This window comes from Streptomyces sp. NPDC051822 (assembly GCF_044452745.1).
GTDB lineage: Bacteria > Actinomycetota > Actinomycetes > Streptomycetales > Streptomycetaceae > Streptomyces.
The window spans coordinates 185,281-206,498 of the sequence record NZ_JBITBZ010000009.1 but is presented as its reverse complement, the minus strand read 5'-3'; the positions used below and the strand labels follow the sequence as shown (position 1 = coordinate 206,498).

General features: G+C 72.6%; 18 protein-coding genes. 11 read left to right on the top strand and 7 right to left on the bottom strand.

Going from position 1 to position 21,218, the window contains the following annotated elements:
• Nucleotides 1-29: 29 nt before the first annotated feature.
• On the bottom strand, nucleotides 30-542 hold the full coding sequence (locus ACIA8N_RS26065; RefSeq protein ID WP_365778765.1) for a MarR family transcriptional regulator: 513 nt from the start codon (nucleotides 540-542) through the stop codon (nucleotides 30-32).
• 113 nt (nucleotides 543-655) lie between these two features.
• Between ACIA8N_RS26065 and ACIA8N_RS26060 the strand changes: the two genes are divergently transcribed.
• Entirely contained in the window at nucleotides 656-1,444 is a 789-nt protein-coding gene (locus ACIA8N_RS26060; RefSeq protein ID WP_365778767.1) for a class III extradiol ring-cleavage dioxygenase, read from the top strand.
• Here ACIA8N_RS26060 and ACIA8N_RS26055 read toward each other — a convergent pair whose 3' ends face one another.
• Nucleotides 1,445-2,461, bottom strand: coding sequence for a questin oxidase family protein (locus ACIA8N_RS26055; RefSeq protein ID WP_365778441.1), 1,017 nt, complete (start codon nucleotides 2,459-2,461; stop codon nucleotides 1,445-1,447).
• A 414-nt stretch (nucleotides 2,462-2,875) separates the two neighbouring features.
• Here ACIA8N_RS26055 and ACIA8N_RS26050 point away from each other — a divergent pair, with 414 nt between their 5' ends.
• Complete coding sequence (locus tag ACIA8N_RS26050; RefSeq protein WP_365778443.1) at nucleotides 2,876-3,901, top strand: sigma-70 family RNA polymerase sigma factor; 1,026 nt, start codon at nucleotides 2,876-2,878, stop codon at nucleotides 3,899-3,901.
• Between the two features lie 75 nt (nucleotides 3,902-3,976).
• On the opposite strand, the gene ACIA8N_RS26045 is transcribed toward ACIA8N_RS26050, so the two are convergent.
• Nucleotides 3,977-4,936: a transcriptional regulator gene (locus tag ACIA8N_RS26045; protein WP_365778445.1), complete on the bottom strand. Its 960-nt coding sequence runs from the start codon at nucleotides 4,934-4,936 to the stop codon at nucleotides 3,977-3,979.
• Nucleotides 4,937-4,998: 62 nt separating this feature from the next.
• On the opposite strand from ACIA8N_RS26045, the gene ACIA8N_RS26040 reads away from it, so the two are divergent.
• From ACIA8N_RS26040 to ACIA8N_RS26025, 4 genes are all read left to right on the top strand, one after another.
• Entirely contained in the window at nucleotides 4,999-6,546 is a 1,548-nt protein-coding gene (locus ACIA8N_RS26040) for an MFS transporter (protein WP_365778447.1), read from the top strand.
• A gap of 179 nt (nucleotides 6,547-6,725) precedes the next feature.
• The gene (locus tag ACIA8N_RS26035) at nucleotides 6,726-7,487 is read left to right on the top strand and encodes a DeoR/GlpR family DNA-binding transcription regulator (protein ID WP_365778449.1); all 762 of its coding nucleotides are present in this window, start codon (nucleotides 6,726-6,728) and stop codon (nucleotides 7,485-7,487) included.
• Nucleotides 7,484-8,437, top strand: coding sequence for a 1-phosphofructokinase (gene pfkB / locus ACIA8N_RS26030; RefSeq protein ID WP_365778451.1), 954 nt, complete (start codon nucleotides 7,484-7,486; stop codon nucleotides 8,435-8,437). The genes ACIA8N_RS26035 and pfkB overlap by 4 nt, the downstream gene beginning before the upstream one ends.
• The gene (locus ACIA8N_RS26025) at nucleotides 8,434-10,419 is read left to right on the top strand and encodes a fructose-specific PTS transporter subunit EIIC (protein ID WP_365778453.1); all 1,986 of its coding nucleotides are present in this window, start codon (nucleotides 8,434-8,436) and stop codon (nucleotides 10,417-10,419) included. The genes pfkB and ACIA8N_RS26025 overlap by 4 nt, the downstream gene beginning before the upstream one ends.
• Before the next feature lie 96 nt (nucleotides 10,420-10,515).
• On the opposite strand, the gene ACIA8N_RS26020 is transcribed toward ACIA8N_RS26025, so the two are convergent.
• Nucleotides 10,516-11,634 (bottom strand): hypothetical protein, encoded by a 1,119-nt coding sequence (locus ACIA8N_RS26020; protein ID WP_365778455.1) that lies wholly within the window; start codon nucleotides 11,632-11,634, stop codon nucleotides 10,516-10,518.
• A 278-nt stretch (nucleotides 11,635-11,912) separates the two neighbouring features.
• Between ACIA8N_RS26020 and ACIA8N_RS26015 the strand changes: the two genes are divergently transcribed.
• Nucleotides 11,913-13,001, top strand: coding sequence for a glycosyltransferase (locus ACIA8N_RS26015; protein WP_365778457.1), 1,089 nt, complete (start codon nucleotides 11,913-11,915; stop codon nucleotides 12,999-13,001).
• Between the two features lie 86 nt (nucleotides 13,002-13,087).
• Here the strand turns inward: ACIA8N_RS26015 and ACIA8N_RS26010 are convergent, their stop codons facing one another.
• The 3 genes from ACIA8N_RS26010 to ACIA8N_RS26000 all read right to left on the bottom strand — a co-directional run bounded on the left by ACIA8N_RS26010 (nucleotide 13,088) and on the right by ACIA8N_RS26000 (nucleotide 16,297).
• On the bottom strand, nucleotides 13,088-13,936 hold the full coding sequence (locus ACIA8N_RS26010; protein ID WP_365778459.1) for a DUF6227 family protein: 849 nt from the start codon (nucleotides 13,934-13,936) through the stop codon (nucleotides 13,088-13,090).
• Nucleotides 13,937-14,028: 92 nt separating this feature from the next.
• A complete protein-coding gene (locus tag ACIA8N_RS26005; RefSeq protein WP_365778461.1) occupies nucleotides 14,029-15,099 on the bottom strand; it encodes a P1 family peptidase in 1,071 nt (356 codons plus the stop codon).
• A gap of 31 nt (nucleotides 15,100-15,130) precedes the next feature.
• Nucleotides 15,131-16,297, bottom strand: a complete 1,167-nt coding sequence (locus ACIA8N_RS26000; RefSeq protein ID WP_365778463.1) for a low temperature requirement protein A — start codon at nucleotides 16,295-16,297, stop codon at nucleotides 15,131-15,133.
• A 166-nt stretch (nucleotides 16,298-16,463) separates the two neighbouring features.
• Here ACIA8N_RS26000 and ACIA8N_RS25995 point away from each other — a divergent pair, with 166 nt between their 5' ends.
• Genes ACIA8N_RS25995 through ACIA8N_RS25980 form a run of 4 tightly spaced genes read left to right on the top strand, consistent with a single transcriptional unit; the run spans nucleotide 16,464 to nucleotide 21,183 of the window.
• Nucleotides 16,464-17,591 carry an MFS transporter gene (locus ACIA8N_RS25995; RefSeq protein ID WP_399416797.1) on the top strand — a complete coding sequence of 376 codons (1,128 nt, stop codon included), beginning with the start codon at nucleotides 16,464-16,466 and terminating at the stop codon, nucleotides 17,589-17,591.
• Entirely contained in the window at nucleotides 17,588-19,912 is a 2,325-nt protein-coding gene (locus tag ACIA8N_RS25990) for a molybdopterin oxidoreductase family protein (protein ID WP_365778465.1), read from the top strand. Before ACIA8N_RS25995 ends, ACIA8N_RS25990 begins: the two co-directional genes overlap by 4 nt.
• Before the next feature lie 6 nt (nucleotides 19,913-19,918).
• Nucleotides 19,919-20,518 carry a 4Fe-4S dicluster domain-containing protein gene (locus ACIA8N_RS25985; protein ID WP_365778467.1) on the top strand — a complete coding sequence of 200 codons (600 nt, stop codon included), beginning with the start codon at nucleotides 19,919-19,921 and terminating at the stop codon, nucleotides 20,516-20,518.
• Nucleotides 20,515-21,183 carry a Rieske (2Fe-2S) protein gene (locus ACIA8N_RS25980; RefSeq protein WP_365778469.1) on the top strand — a complete coding sequence of 223 codons (669 nt, stop codon included), beginning with the start codon at nucleotides 20,515-20,517 and terminating at the stop codon, nucleotides 21,181-21,183. Before ACIA8N_RS25985 ends, ACIA8N_RS25980 begins: the two co-directional genes overlap by 4 nt.
• The last annotated feature ends 35 nt before the right edge of the window (nucleotides 21,184-21,218 follow it).

Sequence of the window (21,218 nt, the reverse complement as noted above, 5' to 3'; positions counted from 1 at the left end):
CTCCTGCCCTGGTCCCGCGAGCCGTGTGCTCAGCGGAGCCAGGGCAGGTCCGCGTCCGGGCCGGCCGGTTCGAGGCCCTCGGCCATCACGCGCATGATCGCGCCGAGCTGGGTCAGCTGGCCGGGGGAGAGCCGGTCGAACATCGCCTGGCGCACGGCCGCCACATGGCCGGGCGCGGTCCTGCGCAGCACGTCGAGGCCCTCGTCCGTGAGCAGGGCGAACTGGCCGCGCTTGTCGGAGGGGCAGTTCTCGCGCCGCACCCAGCCGTTCTTCTCCAGGCGGGCGATCGCGTGGGAGAGCCGGGAGCGGGTGATCTTGGCGCCCTTGGCCAGCTCGGTCATCCGGAGGCGACGGCGGGGCGCCTGGGAGAGCTGGACGAGCAGTCCGTAGTAGATGTGCGGCATCCCGGCGTCGCGCTGCAACTGGCGGTCGAGGTGATCCTCCAGGAGCGTGGTGGCGTGCAGGTAGGCGCGCCAGGTGCGCTGTTCCTCGTCGGTGAGCCAGCGCGGTTCGGTGGCCGGGCCGGTGGCCGGGTCGGTCATGTCTCCCATGGGTCCCATCGTACGACTCGTTCTTGAAAGTTGAACTATGTAGGTTTACTCTGCACGTAGAGCTTGAAGTTTCAAGGACTACGAGGTTGCCGGAGGTCGCCACCATGGACGCCACGCTCGAACGGATGCCCGCCCTCTACCTCTCCCACGGCGCCCCACCCCTGGCAGACGACCCGGTCTGGCCCGGCGAACTCGCCGCCTGGTCCGCCGGCCTCCCGCGCCCCGCGGCGATCCTCATCGTCTCCGCCCACTGGGAAGAGGCCCCGCTCGCCCTCGGCGCCACCGAGACCGTCCCCCTCGTGTACGACTTCTGGGGCTTCCCCGAGCACTACTACCGCGTGCGGTACGGGGCCCCCGGCGCTCCCGCGCTCGCCGAGTCCGTCCGCAAGCTGCTCCGCGCGCCCGGCACGCCCGTGCAGGACATCCCCGACCGGGGCCTCGACCACGGTGCCTACGTGCCGCTCGTCGAGATGTTCCCCGGCGCCGACATCCCCGTACTCCAGATCTCCATGCCCACCCTGGACCCGCGCCGGCTCATGGACATCGGGCGCAGGCTGGCCCCCCTCCGCGACGAGGGCGTCCTCATCGTGGGCAGCGGCTTCTTCACCCACAACCTCGCCGCCCTCCGTCACCCCGGCGGCGGCGTGCCGGGCTGGTCCGCCGAGTTCGACGCCTGGGGGCACGAGGCCCTCGCCGCGCACGACGTCGACGCCCTCCTCGACTTCGAGCACAAGTCGCCCGCGGGCCGCCTCGCCCACCCGCGCACGGAGCACTTCGCACCCCTCTTCGTCACCATGGGCGCCGCGGACGCGGCCGGCGACCTCGGCGCGGAGCGGTCGGTGATCGACGGGTTCTGGATGGGGCTCGCGAAGCGGTCCGTGCAGTTCGGGTAGTCACGGGAGCAGGGGCGGGTTCAGCTCGATCGAGCGGACGGCGGCGGTGAGCGCGAGCGGATCGGCCACGTCGAGCGCCGTGTCGGTGAACTTGATCGTGTGGTCGTCGCCGTGCGCCGCCGCCCGCTCGAAGACCTCCTGGGCGGTGAGCGGCGTGGACGGAACCGGTGCCGCCTCCCTCGGGGTGTACGCGGCGGTCACCGCGGCCGCCGCCGCCCACGCCGCCGCCAGGCTCGGCGCCCACAGCTCGCGCGGGAGCGCGGGCAGGGTGCGCAGGACGGCGTTCGGCGCGGTCGCCGCGTGCACCAGCATGATCGGCTCGCCGTGGCCGTGCGTCGCGTACCGGTGCGTCGCCGCCGCCACCAGCTCGACGAGCCGGGCCCTCGCCGTCTCCGGGTCCGCGGCCTCGCCCCACCGCGGGAACGCCGTCAGCTGAACGAGCCGGGCCCGGATCCCGCCGGCCTGCTCCGGAACCGGCGGTACGGCGTCGAGCGCGGCCGCCGCCGTCGGCGCCCCGGCGAGGGGGGTGAGCGTGGGCAGCGCCTGGTGGCGGGCGGCCCAGTAGCCGAGCGCGTGCGCCAGCTCGGCGCGGCGCGGGGCCGACTCCTGACCGTCGGACGCGAGGAGGGTCCGTACGGCGTGACCCGTACGGATCACGGGATGCGTCGCCCCGCCCGCGATCCCGGGCAGCAGCCGGGGCCACCAGGCGGCGAGCACCTCCCGCCAGGGGTGCGCGTCGAGCTCGCGCCCGAAGAAGCGGGTCCAGTCGGTGGTCCGGGCGGGGTCACCGAGGGCCTCGCGCCAGTCGTCCGCCGTGACGGGGCGCGACGGGGGCGGCGGCTCCTCCAGCCTGTCGGCGTAGTGGTCGAGCCAGCGGTGCACGACCGGGGCCTGGCCGTGGCGGACCAGGGCCTCCACGGCCATCGGGGCGTGGTTGCTGAGCCGGCCGTCGCGCTCGGGGCCGGTCGCGTGGAGGCGTTCGAGGGCTTCGTCGAGGGTGCCGGTGGTGTCGCTCATGCCGAGGACGCTAAGGCGGGGAAGGGGTGCGGCGTAACGGTCCGGCGACCTAGGACCTGTCCTAGGACCCGTCGTCCGCCCACCGGCCGGTCCCGATGAGGATCCGTGCGTCCCGGGGGCAACCCCATACGGCATCCGGGCGTCTGAAAGGACGGCGCCGCATGTGATCGCGGTCTCACCGACGGTGTGGTCGGGGGCCCCGCGGGCGGCGCCGCATCACCCTCCGTGCCCGGTCTGACCTGCATCTCCGTGGGTTCCACAGCCATGCCCGCGGGGCCGGCGGCCGCGCAGGATACTGCATGATCGCGAAAATCCATGTGCCGCGTGGGAATTCTGTCCTGATTCCAGTCGTTGTTTCCGTCGGATGCAGGGCACCCGGAAGGGTGTCGCGACCTACTCAGCAAGGGAGCACGCATGGCAACCCGTGCCGTCGCCCGTCGTCAGACCTCCGCCAAGAGCGGGGCCGCACGGGCGAGCAGCGTTCGCGCCGTGGGCGGGGAGATCGCCGACCGCGACCTGGTCGGCATGTACCTCGACGAGATCGCGCGCACGCCTCTGCTCGACGCCGCCAAGGAGGTCGAGCTCTCCCAGACGATCGAGGCGGGCGTCTACGCCCAGCAGATACTCGACTCCACTGTGACATCAGCCGCTGCCGCGGCGGGGTCGAGCGAGGCGGGCGGCGCGTCCCGTGAGGAGCTCGAAGCGCTGGTCGCCGAGGGCGAGCGTGCCAAGGACCTCTTCATCAAGTCCAACCTGCGGCTCGTGGTGGCCGTGGCCCGGCGCTACCCGCGCAGCGGGCTGCCGCTGCTCGACCTGATCCAGGAAGGGAACGCGGGCCTGGTGCGCGCGGTCGAGAAGTTCGACTACGCGAAGGGCTTCAAGTTCTCCACGTACGCCACGTGGTGGATCCGCCAGGCCATCACCCGGTCCATCGCGGACCAGTCCCGCACGATCAGGCTGCCCGTCCACCTGGTGGAGGAGCTGGGCCGGATCCGGCGGGTGCAGCGGGAGTTCAACCGGGAGAACGGGCGGGAGCCCGAGCCCGCGGAGATCGCCGCCGAGCTGGACACGACGCCCGAGCGGGTCGTCGACGTCCTGGACTGGGCGCGTGACCCCGTCTCGCTGAACATGTCGGTGGACGACCAGGGCGAGACCCAGTTCGGCGACCTCCTGGAGGACACGTCGGCGATCTCGCCGGAGCAGTCGGTGCTCACGCTGCTGCGCAGCGAGGAGCTCGACGACCTCATCGCCAAGCTCGACCACCGCACCGCGTCGATCATCCGCATGCGGTACGGGATCGAGGACGGGCGCGAGCGGACACTGACCGAGGTGGGCAAGGAGCACGGCCTCACCAGGGAGCGGATCCGCCAGATCGAGAAGCACGCGCTCCTCGAACTCAAGAAGATGGCCCGCGACACGGGCTTCGACGCGGCGGCCTAGAGCGGCCGGCAGCCACGTCAAGGGGCCCGGGGACACCGTCCCCGAGGCCCCTTCGGCGCGGTGGCGCGCCCCTTCTCAGCCGTTCGTCGCCGTCGCCAGGCGTGCCGACAGGTCGCGTACGTACAGGAGCAGCGGCTCGGGGCCGTGGATCGTGAAGGGGGCGTCCACCAGGGCCAGGCGGAGGGCCAGCCACTCGACGGAGTCCGTCGCGCGGGCGCGCAGGCGGCAACTGGTCGGGCCCGTCTCCGTGGGGACCAGGTGGGACGGGAGGCGGGCGGTGACGAAGTCGGCCGGGGCCTCGAAGGACACGTCCAGGTCGAGTTCGGACTGGGCCCGGGACATGGAGCGCAGCAGGAGCTGGGCCGCGTCGCCCGCCGGAAGCTCGCGCGGGGTGAAGCGGGCCCCGGTGGCGAGCGGATCGCTCACCCGGTCCACCCGGAACGTACGCCAGTCCTCGCGCCCCAGGTCGTACGCCACGAGGTACCACCGGTGTCCGGTGGAGACAAGGCGGTAGGGCTCGACCAGGCGTTTCGTCTCGGCGCCGTCCCCCGCGCGGTAGCCGAAGCGCAGTCTCTCCCGGCCCGTGACCGCGCCCGCGAGGGCGGTGAGCGTGGCGGGGGCGACCGTCGCCCCGTCCCCCCGGGTGAGCGGGATCGTGGCGTTCTGGAGGGTGGAGACCCGGTGCCTGAGCCGCGCGGGCAGCACCTGTTCCAGTTTGGCCAGGGCGCGTACGGACGCCTCGTCGACGCCCTCGATGGCGTGTCCCGCTCCGGCCCGCAGGCCGACCGCGATGGCGACGGCCTCCTCGTCGTCGAGGAGGAGCGGCGGCATGGCCGTACCGGCGACGAGCCGGTAGCCGCCGACCGCGCCGAGGCTCGCCTCGACCGGGTAGCCGAGGTCACGGAGCCGGTCGATGTCCCGTCTGATGGTGCGCGGGGAGACCGAGAGCCGTTCGGCGAGTTCGCTTCCGGGCCACTCGCGCGGGGTCTGGAGGAGCGAGAGCAGATTCAGGAGTCGTGCCGGGGTGTCCGTCATGTCTTCCAGGATGCGGCTCATCTAGGACATGTACTGGCCTAGATGACTTCTATCTTCTTCGTATGAGTTCACACGAAGCCGTCACGGATGCGGCCCCCCAGGACACGAGCGACAAGAGGCGCTGGATCGCCCTCGCCATCGTCATGACCGCGGCCTTCATGGACCTGGTCGACGCGACGATCGTCAACATCGCGATCCCCAGCATCGAGCGGGACCTCGGCGCCTCCTTCGGGGCCATCCAGTGGATCACCGCCGGGTACGCGCTCGCCTTCGCGGCGGGCCTGATCACCGGCGGCCGGCTCGGTGACATCTACGGCCGCAAGCGGCTCTTCCTCCTCGGCACGGCGGGCTTCACCCTCGCCTCCGCGCTCTGCGGCTTCGCGGCGAGCCCGGAGATGCTGGTCGCCTCCCGCCTCCTGCAGGGCGCGGCGGCCGCGATGATGGTGCCGCAGGTCCTCTCGATCATCCACGTCACCTTCCCGGCGCACGAGCGCGGCAAGGTCTTCGGGATGTTCGGCGCCATCATCGGTCTGGGCGCCGTCTCGGGCCCGCTGCTCGGCGCGCTGCTCACGCAGTGGAACATCGCGGGCCTTGAGTGGCGCCCGATCTTCCTCATCAACCTGCCGGTCGGCATCGCGGGCCTGCTCCTGGGCCGGAAGTTCATCACCGAGTCCAAGGCGCCGAAGGCGCTGCGCCTCGACATGGTCGGCGTGCTCCTGGTGACGGGCGCGCTGCTGATGCTGATCTACCCGCTGACGCGCGGCCGCGAGCTGGACTGGCCCCTGTGGGGCCACCTGATGATGGCCGGCAGCGTGCTCGTCTTCGGCGCCCTCACCGCGTACGAGAAGTACAAGACGAAGAAGGACGGCTCGCCGCTCGTCGAGCTGTCGCTGTTCCGGGTGAAGAGCTTCGCGGCGGGCATCGCGGTGCAGCTGACCTTCGGTGTGGTGCTCGGCATCTTCTTCCTGGTGTGGACCCTGTACATGCAGATCGGGCTCGGCTGGACCGCGCTGCGGGCGGGTCTGACCGGCGTCCCGTTCTCGATCGCGGTGTCGGTGGCCGCCGGGCTCTCGGTGCAGAAGCTGGTGCCGCGCTTCGGTCGGAAGGTGCTTCAGGCGGGCGCCCTGACGATGATCGCGGGCGTTCTCCTCTACCTCTTCGAAGCGGGCCGGTACGGGACGGGGATCGAGTCCTGGCAGATGATTCCGCCGCTGGTGGTCATGGGTCTGGGCATGGGCCTGATCGTGGCGCCGCTGACGGACGCGGTGCTCTCGGAGGTGCCGCAGGAGCACGCGGGTTCGGCCTCGGGCCTGATCAACACGACGGGCCAGATGGGCAACGCGCTCGGCCTCGGCCTGGTGTCGGTCGTCTTCTTCGGAACGATCGACGACGAGCGGCTCGCCAAGGCTCCGGCCGAGGTGGGCGCGGCGTTCACGAACGCCTTCCAGAACTCGCTGGGCTGGGCCGCGGGCGTGCTCGCCGTGATCTTCCTGGTGATGTTCGCCCTGCCGGCGAAGCCGAAGCAGCACCTGGAGGGCGGCGGCGAGTCCGACGCCGACGCGGATGGTGATGCCGTGGTGGTCGAGAAGGAGCCGGCGCTGACGAGCTGAGCTCCCCCTCGCAGGGCCCCGGCCCCGGGCATCGTCCCGGGCCGGGGCCCTCCGGCGTACCCGCCCGGAGTCGATGCCCGTTCGTGCCCGTATGAATGCCCGGATCCGTTTACTTTGCGGAAACCCGAGCGTAGTCTGACGCTGAAACCACAGGTTCGGGCATCGAACGGACGTAAACCATGTACGCACCCGAGCGTCAGCAACAGATTCTGCGGCTCGCCCGCGAGGGCGGACGCGTCGACGTCCTCTCCCTCGCCGAGGAGTTCCAGGTCACCGCCGAGACCGTACGGCGCGACCTCAAGGCCCTCGACCGGGCCGGACTCGTCCGCCGGGTGCACGGCGGCGCCATCCCCGCGGGCTCGCTCGACTTCGAGCCCGACCTCGCCGAACGCGAGTTGACCGCCGCCGACGAGAAGGACCGGATCGCCCGGGCCGCCCTCGCCGAACTGCCCGAGGAGGGCAGCGTCGTCCTCGACGCCGGCTCGACCGTCGCCCGCCTCGCCGCCGAGTTCCCCCTCGACCGCGCGCTGACCGTCGTCACCCACGCCCTCCCCGCCGCCGCCCGGCTCGCCGACCACCCCGGCATCGACCTCCACCTCGTCGGCGGACGCGTACGGCACCGCACCCGCGCCGCCGTCGACGCCTGGGCCCTGCGGGCGTACGGGGAGATCCGCGCCGACGTCGCCTTCCTCGGCGCCAACGGCTTCTCGCCCGAGCACGGACTCACCACCCCCGACCTCGCCGAGGCCGCCGTCAAGCGGGCCGTGATCGCCGCCGCCCGCCGGGTCGTCCTCCTCGCCGACTCCGCCAAGCACGGGCAGGAGCACTTCGCCCGCTTCGGCGACCTGACCGACGTCGACCTGCTCATCACCGACAGCGGCCTCAGCCCCGAGGACGCCGCCGCCATCGAGGCGGCGGGAACGGAAGTCGTCCGCGCATGATCCTCACGGTCACCCCCAACCCCTCCCTGGACCGGACGTACGAGGTCCCGGCCCTGGAACGCGGCGAGGTGCTGCGCGCCGGCGCCGAACGCGTCGACCCCGGCGGCAAGGGCGTCAACGTCTCCCGGGCCGTCGCCGCCGCCGGACACCGCACCGTCGCCGTCGTGCCCCTCGGCGGAGCCCCGGGCGCGCTCGTCGCCCAGCTGCTCGCCGCACAGGGCATCGAGGTCGCCCCCGTCCCCGTCGCGGGACACACCCGCTCCAACATCGCGCTCGCCGAACCCGACGGGACCCTCACCAAGGTCAACGCCCCCGGCCCGGACGTGACGGAGGAGGAGTCGGAGACCCTCCTCGCCACCGTCGGCGCGTACTCCACCACCGCCGACTGGATCGCCTGCTGCGGCAGCCTCCCGCGCGGCCTCGCACCCGAGTGGTACGCCCGGCTCGTCACCCGGGCCCACGGCGCCGGTGCCCGGATCGCCCTCGACACCTCGGGGCCGTCCCTGCTCGCGGCCCTCGCGGCACGCCCGGACGTCGTCAAGCCCAACGCCGACGAGCTGGCCGAGGCCGTCGGCCGCCCGCTCCTCACCGTCGGCGACGCGGTCAAGGCCGCGGAGGAACTGCGCGGACTCGGCGCGGGCGCCGTCCTCGCCAGCCTCGGCGCCGACGGCCAGCTCCTCGTCTCGGGGACCGGCACCTGGTACGGCCACGCGCCCGTCGCCGTGATCCGCTCCAACGTCGGCGCGGGCGACGCCTCCCTCGCCGGTTTCCTCGCGGCGGGCGGCGAGGGCCCCGAGGCCCTGGCCGCGGCCGTCGCCCACGGCGCCGCCGCCGTCCAGCTGCCCGGCAGCGAGATGCCCACGCCGGGCGACCTGAACCCGTCGGAGGTCACGGTGACCTCCGACATCCCTCTGGACCTCACCCTCAGCGAGCAAGGGAGCCCGCGATGAGCAGGATGATCACCGCGGACCTGGTCGACCTCGACCTGTCCGCCGACACCAAGGAAGCGGCGGCCCGTTCGCTCGCCGAGCGCATGGTCACCCTCGGCCGGGTGACCGACCTGGACGGCTTCCTCGCCGACGTCGCCGCTCGCGAGGCGCAGATGCCGACCGGCCTCGACGGCGGCATCGGCATCCCGCACTGCCGCAGCGCCCATGTCACCGAGCCGACCCTCGCCTTCGGCCGCTCGGCAGCCGGCGTCGACTTCGGCGCCCCGGACGGCCCGGCGGACCTGATCTTCCTGATCGCCGCCCCGGCGGGCGCGGACGACGCCCACCTGACGATCCTCTCCTCCCTGGCCCGCCACCTGATGGACGAGCAGTTCACCGGCGCCCTGCGCTCGGCGACCTCGCCGGCGGGAGCGGCGGCGCTGATCGCGGGGGAGGAGGAGCCGGCTCCGGCGGTCGCGGAGACCCCCGAGGCTCCCGCGCCGCAGGTCGAGGAGCCGTTCCGGATCGTCGCCGTCACCTCCTGCCCCACCGGCATCGCCCACACCTACATGGCCGCCGAGTCCCTGGAGAAGGCCGGGCAGGCGGCCGGCCTCGAACTCGTCGTGGAGACACAGGGATCCGCCGGCTTCACCCGGCTCGACCCGGCCGTCGTCGCCGCCGCCGACGGCGTGATCTTCGCCCACGACGTGCCCGTACGCGAGAAGGAACGGTTCGCCGGAAAGCCGACCGTCGACGTCGGCGTCAAGGCGGGCATCAGCCGCCCCGCCGAGCTGATCGCCGAGGTCCGCGGCAAGGCCGCACGCGGCGAGGTCTCCGCCCCCGCCACGCCCGGGACCCCCGTCGAGAACGCGGGCACGCCGGACGAGGGGTACGGCACCAGGCTCCGCAAGTGGCTCATGTCCGGCGTCAGTTACATGGTCCCGTTCGTCGCCGCGGGCGGTCTCCTCATCGCCCTCGGCTTCGCCGTCGGCGGCTACGACATCGACAAGGCGCCGTCCGTCGCCGAGCACTTCGCCTGGGGCCAGGCCGACTCCTGGGCCGCCCTGATGTTCCAGGTCGGCGGGCTGGCGTTCGCCTTCCTCGTCCCGGTCCTCGCCGGCTACATCTCGTACGGGATGGCCGACCGTCCCGGTCTCGTCCCCGGCTTCGTGGGCGGCTCGATCGCCCTCACCGTCAACGCCGGCTTCCTGGGCGGCCTCGCCGCCGGTCTGATCGCGGGCGGCACCGTCCTCACCATCCAGAAGGTGAGAGTGCCCGCGGCCTTGCGGGGCATCATGCCCGTGGTCGTGATCCCGCTGCTGTCGTCGGTCGTCGTCGGCTTCATGATGTTCCTCGTGATCGGCAAGCCGATCGCGAGACTCCAGAAGGCGCTGACCGACTGGCTGTCCGGCCTCTCCGGCGCGAACGCGATCATCCTGGGCGTGATCCTCGGCCTGATGATGTGCTTCGACCTCGGAGGCCCGCTCAACAAGGTCGCGTACGCCTTCGCCGTCGGCGGCCTCGCCACCCCCAACGAGGGCTCCCTCAAGGTCATGGCCGCCGTGATGGCCGCCGGCATGGTCCCGCCGCTCGCGATGGCCCTCGCGACGACCGTCCGGGGCAGGCTCTTCACCAGGACGGAACGCGAGAACGGCAAGGCCGCGTGGGTCCTCGGGGCCTCGTTCATCACCGAGGGCGCGATCCCCTTCGCCGCGGCCGACCCGCTGCGGGTCATCCCGGCGGCGATGGCGGGCGGCGCGGTCACCGGTGCCCTCTCGATGGCCTTCGAGTGCACCCTGCGGGCCCCGCACGGGGGCGTGTTCGTGATCCCGCTGATCGGCAACCCGTTCCTCTACCTGCTCGCGATCGCGGCGGGCACGGTGGTCAGCGCGGCGGTCGTCATCCTCCTCAAGGGCATGCGGAAGCAGGCCCCGGAGGCGACCGCGGCGGACGGACAGGCCAAGGCTGACACGGCCACCGCGACGGTGGCCGCGGCAGCCTGACCAGGCCGGCCTCCGGACAGGAGGGGCCGGCCCCGAGGGGCGGTGCGCACCGCGAGCGCACCGCCCCTCGGGCATGTCCCGAACCGATACGGTCCGTCAGCCGTTCTTCACGGAAGCCGGGATGCGGGGCATGCCGCCGCTCTTGCCGGTCTTGTCCTTCAGCCGCCTGAGGTCGCCCGGCGAGGGGCTTTCGAGCAGCACCCACTCTTCACTGCAGACGAGCGCGTCCGGGGCGTTCTGCACGGCGCACACGGTCTCGTACACCTCGCCGCCGGTGGTCAGCACCTGGATCGAGACGTCGTTGGCCTGCGAGGAGACCGATACGGAGCAGGCGTCCGCCGGATAGCTGTCCGGGTCTCCGTCGGTGAGGTCGTACCAGACGAAGGGGGTCACCGTGGGCCTGTTCTGCCTGATCCCGGCATACGTGACCCCGTTGGAGACCACGCCCTTGACCTCGTTGCTCGCGTTGGGCTCATAGGCGTCGACGTCATTGCACGGCCCGGGCGCACCGGTCGCGCCCGTCGCTCCGGTGGCGCCGGTCGCACCCGTGGGGCCGGTGGGACCCGTCGGGCCCGTGGGGCCGGTCGCGCCCGTGGCACCCGTGCCACCGCCGCCAGGACCCGTCGGACCCGTGGGACCGGTGGGACCCGTAGGACCGGTCGCACCCGTCGCACCCGTCGGGCCCGTGCCGCCGCCGCCGGGACCCGTCGGGCCCGTGGGACCGGTGGGGCCGGTAGCGCCGGTCGCGCCCGTGCCGCCGGTAGGACCGGTCGGGCCGGTGGGTCCGGTCGGACCCGTCGGGCCCGTCTGCCCCGGCTTGCACTCGTCGCCGCCGGCCGGCGTCGCCGCCTGCGCGGCGCGGTCCCCGTGCCCCTCGACCAGGGGCTGGACCTGCTGGTCCAGGAACTCCCCGAGGCCGCCGCCCCGCGGGGGCGGGCCGTCCTGGTGGTGCGGGGGCGGGCCGTCCTGGTGGTGCTGCGGCGGGCCGTCCGGGTGGTGCGGAGGCCGCTCCTCGCAGGGGTCACCGGTCGACGGTCCCGCGACCGCCACACCGGGTGCTCCCATCGCGGGTGACTCCACCCGCGTGGCCGCCATCGCGGGCGAGGCGAAGCCGGTGAGCACGAGCGCGACCGAGGCGATGGCACCGCCGCCGACCCATGCGCGACGGCGGGGCAGCGGGCCGAGCGGGGACCTGGTCCTGGCATCAGGACGCATGCAATGCTCCTTCCTCCACCGGCTCTGCGACCGGTGCGAGTGCGATCGAGAGGGAGCGGACCTTCACTCCCGTAATCGGAACATCGGATCGCATCTGCGAAGGCTTTACGGCTTGGTGGCATGGATAACGCCATGGCGTATCGCGACTCTCCCAATGGACGCGTACGCGAAGGCGAACTCCGTTCCGCCTGTCGGCGCGCCGACACCGCGCCTCGGCCCGGCGTACGTAGCGTCGCGCACCCGCCAGCTCCTCCCGCCCCACCGGAAGTGGTGTTGCCGTGCAGCCGTCCATCTGCCTGTGCATGATCGTCAAGAACGAGGCCGCCGTCATCGAGCGCTGCCTCGCCTCCGTCCGCGGTCTCGTGGACACCTGGGTCATCTCGGACACCGGTTCCACCGACGGGACCCAGGACCTGATCAGGACGGCCCTCGCCGGCATCCCCGGCGAGCTGCGCGAGGAGCCGTGGGTGAACTTCGGCCACAACCGGAGCCTGAACATCGCGCACGCCCGTGGCCGCGCCCGTCACCTGCTGCTGCTCGACGCCGACCTCGTCCTCCGGCAGGAGGGCCCCCTTCCGCCGCTCACCGCCGACGCCTACATGATCCGCCACGAGGGCGCCCTGGAGTACCGGATCAAACGGCTGGTCAGGGGAGATCTGCCGTGGCGGTACGAGGGGGTCACCCATGAGTACCTGACGGCCGACCGGGACCACGTCCAGGAGAACCTGGACGCCCTCGTCATCGAGGACTACGCCGACGGAGGCTCGCGCCACGACAAGTTCGAGCGCGACGCCCGGCTCCTGGGCGCCGAACTGGAACGGGACCCCGGCAACCCCCGTACCGTCTTCTATCTCGCCCAGACCCTGCGCGACATGGGCCGGACCGACGAGGCCGTCGCCCTCTACGAACGGCGCGCGACCATGGGCGGCTGGGGCGAGGAGGTCTACTACTCGCTGCTCCAGTCCGGCGTCCTGCGCGCCGAGTCCGGCGACTGGCCCGCCGCGATGGACGCCCTCTCGCGCGCCTGGGAGTCACGCCCGGCACGACTTGAGGCCTGTTACGAGCTGGCGGCCCGGCTGCGGAAGATGAGCCGCCACCAGGCCGCGCACGCCGTCGTCTGCTCGGTCCTGGACCGGGAGCCGCCCGACGACCTGCTCTTCACCCAGCCGTGGGTGTACCGGTGGGGGCTGCTCTTCGAGTACTCGATCACCGCGTACTGGGTCGGGGACCACGCGGCCTCCCTCGCCGCCTGCGACCGGCTGCTCGCCCTGCCCGACCTGCCCCCGGCCCACCGCGAACAGACCCGCACCAACCGGGCCTTCGCGGCCGACCGGCTCGCCGAGGCCGCCGTCCTCGCACCGGTCTGACCTGGGGCCGGCGCGGGAACGGACGAGCACGCGAGCAGCCGGGCACACGAGCCGCCGAGCAGCCGAGCACCCGAGCGTGCGGGGCGTCAGCGGACCCGGGAGCGCGACTCCATCGCCTCGTGGGCCGCGCTCTCGGACTCGTACACCTCGCACATGTGACGGCCGTCCGGCGTCGACGTGTGCTCGACCTCCCAGAGGCTGACCTCGCTCCCGTCGAGCAGCAGGAACTGGTGCTCGTAGAGCGTGAAGCCGGCGTCCCGGCCCCCCTCCACCGGGCAGTGACGTCCGAAGGCCTGCGTGATGTGGTGCGCGAAGGCCAGTCTGAGCCGGCGGGCCGTCCGCTCGCCCGGTCGGTCCGCGTTCTCCGCGCGCCGCAGGACGCGGCGCGCGTGGTCGGCGGAGTTGTCCGGTACGTACATCCGGGGCTGGGCGGGTATCGGGCGGGCGAGGAGGGCGCTCAGCAGGTCCATGTCGTCGTCCTCGTCCTCGTCGAGGGCGCGGCCGTCGGAGCGCTCCGCGCTCCAGCCCGGCAGCGGTCCGATCGGAAGACGGGAGGCGGCGAGCCGGGCCTCCGACTCCTCGGCGTACACCTCGTGCTGCTCGGCGCCGCCCCGGCCGGCGTTGTGCGTGAGCTCCCAGAGGGAGAGCGCGCTGCCGTCGCCGAGCAGATACGTGTGGCGGTAGGTGGAGCGGTGCAGCGACGCGCTGTGGTGCGAGGAGTACAGCGCGCTGGAGTGGGCGAGCGCCGTGCCGAGGCGCTCGACGGTGGAGTCGGGCAGGTCGAAGGAGTTGAGCGCCCGTCCGAGGAGCCGCTCAACGTGCGTCTCGGTCGTCTCGTACGGATCGTGAGGATCCTGCGGATCGTTCAAGAGGGTCTCCAGGCCGTCGCCGCATGTCACTTGGTGCTTGCTTAACGTAGTCCCTGGGTCTGACATCGTGTCCGGGGTTCGGGAAAACGAAGGGCGCCCGGGCGAAGTTCCCGCCGCGCCGGGCCGCCGTCCGCCCAACTCCCCCGGGCCCACGGGCACTACGGGCCCGGCTCCGAGCCGTACAGCTCGCGGTACGAGGGGAAGTCGCCGCCCGGCCCGCGAAGGCCTCCGGGCGCCGCGAGCACCGCCCGCACGATCGCCCGGGTCACCAGGTCGGCGCCCGCCGCCAGGATCTCGTTCAGGGCGAGCGGACCGGGCCCCTCCGGCAGCTCCCGCACCCCGGTGGCGAGGGCGAAGACGGTGTCCCCGTCGTTCATCAGGTGCACCGGGCGCAGGGCCCGCGCGATGCCGTCGTGCGCCGTGCCCGCGACCTTCTGCGCCTGGGCCCGGGTCAGGACCGCGTCCGTCGCGACGACGGCGAGCGTGGTGTTCAGCGGGGGAGGGGCGGCCGAGGCGCGCGCCTCGGCGAGCCGCCGCGCCGCCGCCTCGCGCACCGCGGGCGCGGGGAAGGAGGGCGGGCCGCCGTCGGCGAAGTAACTCCCGTACAGCGCGCCCGTGGCCGGGTCGACGGCCGAGCCCACCGCGTTCACCACCACCAGCGCGCCGACCGTGATCCCCGAGTCGAGCACCGTGCTCGCCGTACCCACCCCGCCCCGCAGGCCGCCGACCACGGCCCCCGTCCCGGCGCCGACCGCGCCGGTCCCCACGCGCGCGTGGTCGCCGCTCGCGTCGGCCGCCTCCACCGCCGCCCGGCCCGTCGCCGCGTCCGGCCGGGCCGAGAAGTCGCCGCCCCTGCCCAGGTCGAAGACGCACGCGGCGGGCACCACCGGCACCACATGGGACGGATCGGGCCCCACGCGCACACCCCGGTGCCGCTCCTCCAGCCAGGCCATCACCCCGGCGGCGGCGTCCAGGCCGTACGCGCTGCCGCCGGTGAGGACGACCGCGTCGAGCCGCTGGACCACGTTCCTCGGGTCGAGCGCGTCCGTCTCCCGCGTACCGGGACCCCCGCCCCGTACGTCCACGGCGGCGACGACCCCGCCCTCGGGCCCCAGCACCACCGTGGTCCCACTGAGCGCCCCGGCCCCGGCCACGCGCGCGTGCCCCACGCGCAGCCCACCGACATCGGTGATCGAGTCCCGGCCGTCCGTACCCTCGGGCTGTGTCATGCCCCCTGCGTACCACGGGAACCCGGGACGGTCACGAAGACGGTGTCGGGCGCCGGGCCGTCAGGGTCACCCCGACCGCCACGGTGGCCGCCGCGACCAGGCCGGCGCACAGGACCGCCCAGTGGCCCGCGAACGAGCACAGCAGGATCAGGAGCGCCGAGACCGGCAGGACGAGTTGCTGCGCCAGGCCCACCTTGAAGTAACGCGCGTGGAGCAGCCATACGGAGAGCAGGAAGATCGCCGCCGGGATCGTCACCGACGCCGAGGCGGCGAGCGTGGAGATGTGCGCCTTGCCCACGGCCTGTTCCACGGCGATCTCAAGGCCCGCGCCCACGGCGGCGGCCGACGCGAAGATCACGTAGTGGCCGTAGCCCCACAGGAAGCCCTGGCGGCTGGAGGTCAGCCGGTCGTGCGCGGGGACGACGAAGTAGATCCACCAGGCGGCGAAGACGAGCAGCAGCCCGCCCGCGGCGATCGGCAACAGCTCGCCGAGGGCGTCGTGCTCGGCGACACCGGACTTCACGGCGACGGTCGCGGCGGCGACTGCCTCGCCGAGCACGATGATGGTGAACAGGCCGTACCGCTCGGCGATGTGGTGCGGGTGCCAGGTGCTGGGCTTCTTCTTCTCCGCGTACAGGGGTACGGCCATCTCGGCCAGCGCCATGACGAGGAAGACCCACGGGCGGGCCCCCTCCGGGGCGAGGACCAGCGCGAGCCAGCCGATCTGCACGGCGACGACCCCGCCCGCGTACCGCCGGCACATCGTCCGCTCGGCGGGGTCGGTGGCGTGGTGGGCGGCGCGCAGCCACTGGGTGGCGAGCGCGAGCCGCATGACGACGTAGCCGAGGTAGACGACGAGGAAGTCGTGCTCCTCGAAGGCCCGGGAGACGCCCGCGGCGAGGATCAGGACACCGGCGATCTGGACGAAGGTGACGACCCGGTAGAGAACGTCGTCATTGTCGTAGGCGGAGGCGAACCATGAGAAGTTCATCCAGGCCCACCAGATGGCGAAAAAGATCATCGCGTAGTTGATGATCCCCTCGCCGGTGTGGTTCTCGGCGACGGCGTGCACGAGTTGCGCGCCCGCCTGGGCGACCGCGACCACGAAACACAGGTCGAAGAAGAGCTCGAGTGGCGTGGCGGCCCGGTGGGACTCCTCGCGGGAGCGTGCGGTGAGCGGCTGGAACGGTTGTGTCATGCACCAAGCAGACCAGAGCGGCCGACCCTCCCGCCCACGTGCCACGCGATCCGCCGCTGACGGGAGGTCTTCCGCGCACACGGCCTGAACGACGTCTGGGCGACGCCCTCACCCCGTCACCTCGCAAAACAGGGCGAAACGGGATGTAGGCCCTTACCGTGGCCGCGTGACCGAGCCACCGAAGACCGCCGAGCCGACCTCCGCACCCGGCCCCACCCAGGGCCCCACCCCCGGAAAGCCGGCCGTCGGGACCTTCCCGCGGTCACCGGCCGCGGTGCGCCGCCGTGCCACCCTCGCCGGCACCGCCGTCTCCGTCCTGCTGATCCTCGCGATCGTCTTCGGCAGCCGCCTGCTCCGCGACTTCGACTCGGCCCTGCTCCCGTACGCCGTCGCCACCGTCTTCCTCGCCTTCGGCGTCGCCTACCGCTACACCGTCTGGATCTCCGCGCCCGGCGCCCGTCGCCTCTTCAAGCAGGGATGGCGGTCCTTCTTCTCCGTCGCGAACTTCCGCAGGGCGCCCACCGCACTGCCGAAGATGATCGCCACCTACCTCGGCTTCCAGAAGTTCCTCGGCGCCCGCTCCCACGCCCGCTGGGCCGCCCACCAGCTCGTCTTCTGGGGCTGTCTGCTCGCTGCCGCGATCACCTTCCCGCTCACCTGGGGCTGGTTCACGTTCACCTCGTCCACCGGCTCCGGCCCCGGCTACGAGATGCGCATCTGGGGCTTCGAGATCATCGGCTTCGACGCCCTCGGCGTCCTCGGCTGGCTCATGTTCCACGGCCTCGACATCGCGGCCGTCCTCGTCATCGCCGGCGCCGCCTACTTCCTCCGGCGCCGCATGAAGGACCGCGGGGCCGTCACCGGTCAGCGCTTCGCCTACGACCTGGTTCCGCTGATCGCCCTCGTCGTCGTCTCCGTGACCGGTCTCCTGCTCACCTTCTCGTCGCTCTTCCTGCACGGCGGCGGCTACGAGTTCCTCGCGATCCTCCACATGGTGGCCGTCGTCTTCACCCTCATCTACATCCCCTTCGGGAAGTTCTTCCACATCGTGCAGCGGCCCGCGGCCGTCGGCATGCAGCTCTTCAAGTACACCTCCCGCCGCAAGGGCGAGGAGGTGCTCGCCTGCCGCCGCTGCCACGAGCCCGTCGACACCGCCCCGTACGTCGAGAACCTCCGGGGCACCATGCGCGACCTCGACCTCGGCTTCGACGAGTGGGCCGAGTACTGCCCCCGCTGCAAGCGCGTCCTCCGCGGCGCCGCCTACCTCGACCACGTGAAGAAGGGCTTCAAATGACGGCGACCGACCCCGCGACCACCCCCGGGCAGCCGGTGCCGCTCGACCCCTCCCTCGCCCCGCCCGGCACCCGCGCGTTCCGCGACGCCGGCGGCATCCCCGCCGACCGCTGGCACGCCGACCAGAACGGCGAGACCCTCGTCCCCACCCACTGCTGCTTCTGCGGCGTCCAGTGCGGCATGTACCTGCGGGTGGACCGCGGCGGCAAGGTCTTCGGTGTCGAACCCCGCAACCACGACATCAATCGGATGCGGCTCTGCCCCAAGGGCATCAACGCCTACCAGCAGGTCAACCACCCCGACCGGCTCACCGCACCCCTCATGCGCCGGAACCGCGACGAGGAGTTCCGCGAGGTCGGCTGGGACGAGGCCCTCGACCACACCGTCGCCGAGATCCGCCGCATCCAGGGCGAGTACGGCAACGACGCCTTCGGCCTCCTCGGCGGCGCGAGCCTCTACTCCGAGAAGACCTACCTCGTCGGCAAGTTCGCCCGGGTCGCCCTCAAGACCCGGCACGTCGACTACAACGGACGCCTCTGCATGGTCTCCGCCGCCGGCGCCAACAAACTCGCCTTCGGCATCGACCGCGCCGGAAACCCCTTCTCCGACATCCTCCTCACCGACTGCCTCCTCATCGCCGGCTCCAACGTCGGCGAATGCTTCCCCGTCATGACCCAGTACCTGTGGGGAGCCCGCGACCGGGGCGCCACCCTCATCGTCGTCGACCCCCGCGAGACCGCCATCGCGCGCACCGCCGACATCCACGTCGCCCTCAAGCCCGGCACCGACTCCGCCTTCTTCAACGCCGTCCTCCACGTCGCCGTCGCCGAAGGCCTCACCGACGAGGCGTACCTCGCCGCCCACGCCACCGGCTGGGAAGAGGTCAGGAAGACCGTCGCCGACTACCCGCCCGCCCGCGCCGCCCGGATCTGCGGCGTCCCCGAGGAGCAGATCGTCCAGGTCGCCCGCATGTTCGCGGGCGCGGGCAAGGCCATGGCCTGGCACGCCCGCGGCGTCGAGCACCACTCCCAGGGCGTCGAGAACTGCCTCAGCATCATCAACCTGTGCGCCGCCACCGGGAACATCGGCAGGCCCGGCGCCGGCTACGGCACCATCACCGGCCAGGGCAACGGTCAGGGCGGCCGCGAACACGGCCAGAAGTCCGACCTCCTCCCCGGCGGCCGCTCCATCACCAACCCCGAGCACCGCCGCCAGATCTGCGAGATCTGGGGCATCGACGAGTCCGAACTCCCGCCCGCGGGCACCTCCATGATGGAGATGGTCTGGCAGATGCAGCGCCAGGAGATCCGCGGCCTGATCGGCATCTGCAACAACCCCTTCGTCTCCCTCCCGAACTACGCGACCGTCAAGGACGGTTACGACACCCTGCAGTTCCACGCCCAGTTCGACTTCTTCCTCTCCGAGACCGCCGCCAACGCGCACGTGGTCTTCCCCGTCACCGTGTGGGCCGAGGACGAAGGCGTCATGGCCAACGCCGAGGCCCGGGTCGTCAAGCACAACAAGGCCCAGGAACCACCGGCCGGAGTACGCACCGACACCTGGGTCATCTGCGAACTCGCCCGCCGGCTCGGCGCCGGGAACAAATTCGACTTCCCCGACTCCCGTTCCGTCTTCGAGGAACTCCGCGTCGCCTCCGCCGGAACCGTCAACGACTACTACGGCATCACCTACGAACGCCTGGAGGAGACCGGCGGCATCGCCTGGCCGTGCCCCAGCACCGACCACCCCGGAACCCCCCGCCTCTTCGAGGACGGCCGCACCTACCACCCCGACGGCACCATCCACCTGCAGGTCGTCGAATGGCACCCGCCGGTGGACCCGTACAGCGAGGAGTACCCCCTCTCGCTGACCACCGGCCGCACCGTCGCCCACTTCCTCTCCGGCAACCAGACCCGCCGCCTCGGCGCCCTCGTCGAACAGACCCCGCGCCCCTGGGTCGAGGTCCACCCCTCCCACGGCTTCCGCAACGGCGACCCCGTCCGGGTCGTCACCCGCCGCGGCAGCGAGGTCTTCCCGGCGCTTGTCACCGAGGCCATCCGCCCCGACACCGTCTTCGTCCCCTACCACTGGCCCGTCCCCACCGCGGCCAACGCCCTCACCATCGACGCCCTCGACCCCCGCTCCAAGATCCCCGAGTACAAGGTCTGCGCCGCCCGCATCGAGGCCGCCCCGCACATCGACGAGGTCCCGGCCCCGCCCACCGCCCCCGGACACCACACCTACCCGGAGACCCAGGTCTCCCGCACCGACCCGCTGCCCCCCACCTCCCCGCAGGGCCGCGGTACCGCGGAGAGGAGCTGACCGCACATGATGGGCCGCACGATCTTCATCGACCCGGGCCGCTGCATCGGCTGCCAGGCCTGCGTCTCCGCCTGCCGCGAATGCGACTCCCACCGCGGCAAGTCGATGATCCACCTCGACTACCCCGACGAAGGGCGCTCCGTCGCCTCCCTCCCCACCGTCTGCATGCACTGCGAGGACCCCGTCGCCCCCTGCGCCGAGGTCTGCCCCGCCGAAGCGATCCTCGTGACCGCCGACGGCGTCGTGCAGCAGGCCGACACCACCCGCTGCATCGGCTGCGCCAACTGTGTCAACGCCTGTCCCTTCGGCGTCCCCAAGATCGACCTCCAGGCGAAGCTCCAGATGAAGTGCAACCTCTGCTACGACCGCACCGCCTACGGCCTCGCTCCGATGTGCGCCACGGTCTGCCCCACCGGCGCCCTCTTCTACGGCACCCTCGAAGAGCTCCAGGCCGAGCGCCCCGGCGTCCAGGTCGCCGACTCCTTCACCTTCGGCGGCACCACCGTCACCACCGGGGTCGCGATGGTCGTCCCCGCGGACAAGGTCCAGTGGCCGGTACCCGGCGGCCTCCCCGTCGTGGAGATCAATGGAAAGGACGTCCGTTGAGCGTGACCGACCCCCAGCCACCCGCCCCGGGCCCCCACTCCGACGCGGCCCGGGAAGCGCTCCACGACCGGATCGCCGCCGACTCCCTCACCACCCGCCGTGACTACCTGCGGATCGTCGCCACCGTCTCCGGCGGTCTCGCCGTCGGCGGCGTCGCCGTCGCCTCCGGCATCCTGCACCGGCACGGCGACAGCGACGGGTCACCCGAGCCGAAGAAGATCGCCGACGGGATCCCGCCCGGCGAGTCCCTCGCCTTCCGCTACCCCGGCGGCGAGGACCGCGCGGTCGCCGTCCGCCTGGAGGACGGCACCCTCGCCGGCTACTCCGCCGTCTGCACCCACCTCGCCTGCGCCGTTCTCTGGCGCAAGGAGCGGGGCAGCGAGGGCGAGCTCTACTGCCCCTGCCACGAAGGCGTCTTCGACGCCCGCACGGGAGAGGTCACCGCGGGCCCGCCGCCGCGCGGCCTGCCCAAGGTGCTCCTGGTGGAGGAGGCCGACGGCAGCGTCTGGGCGGTCGGCACCGCCCGCTCGGGCGAGAGCGCCCGCGAGGGCCTCTGCCGCCGACTGGGCGACGACCGTCCCGACCTCGCCGACCGCCTGGGCTGCCCGGGCTCCGGCGCGGGCGCCCCGGCGGGCAGGACGGCGGAGAGGAGCGCACGGACATGACCGAGCCCCCCTTCCCCCGCGACCCCGCAGCCCCG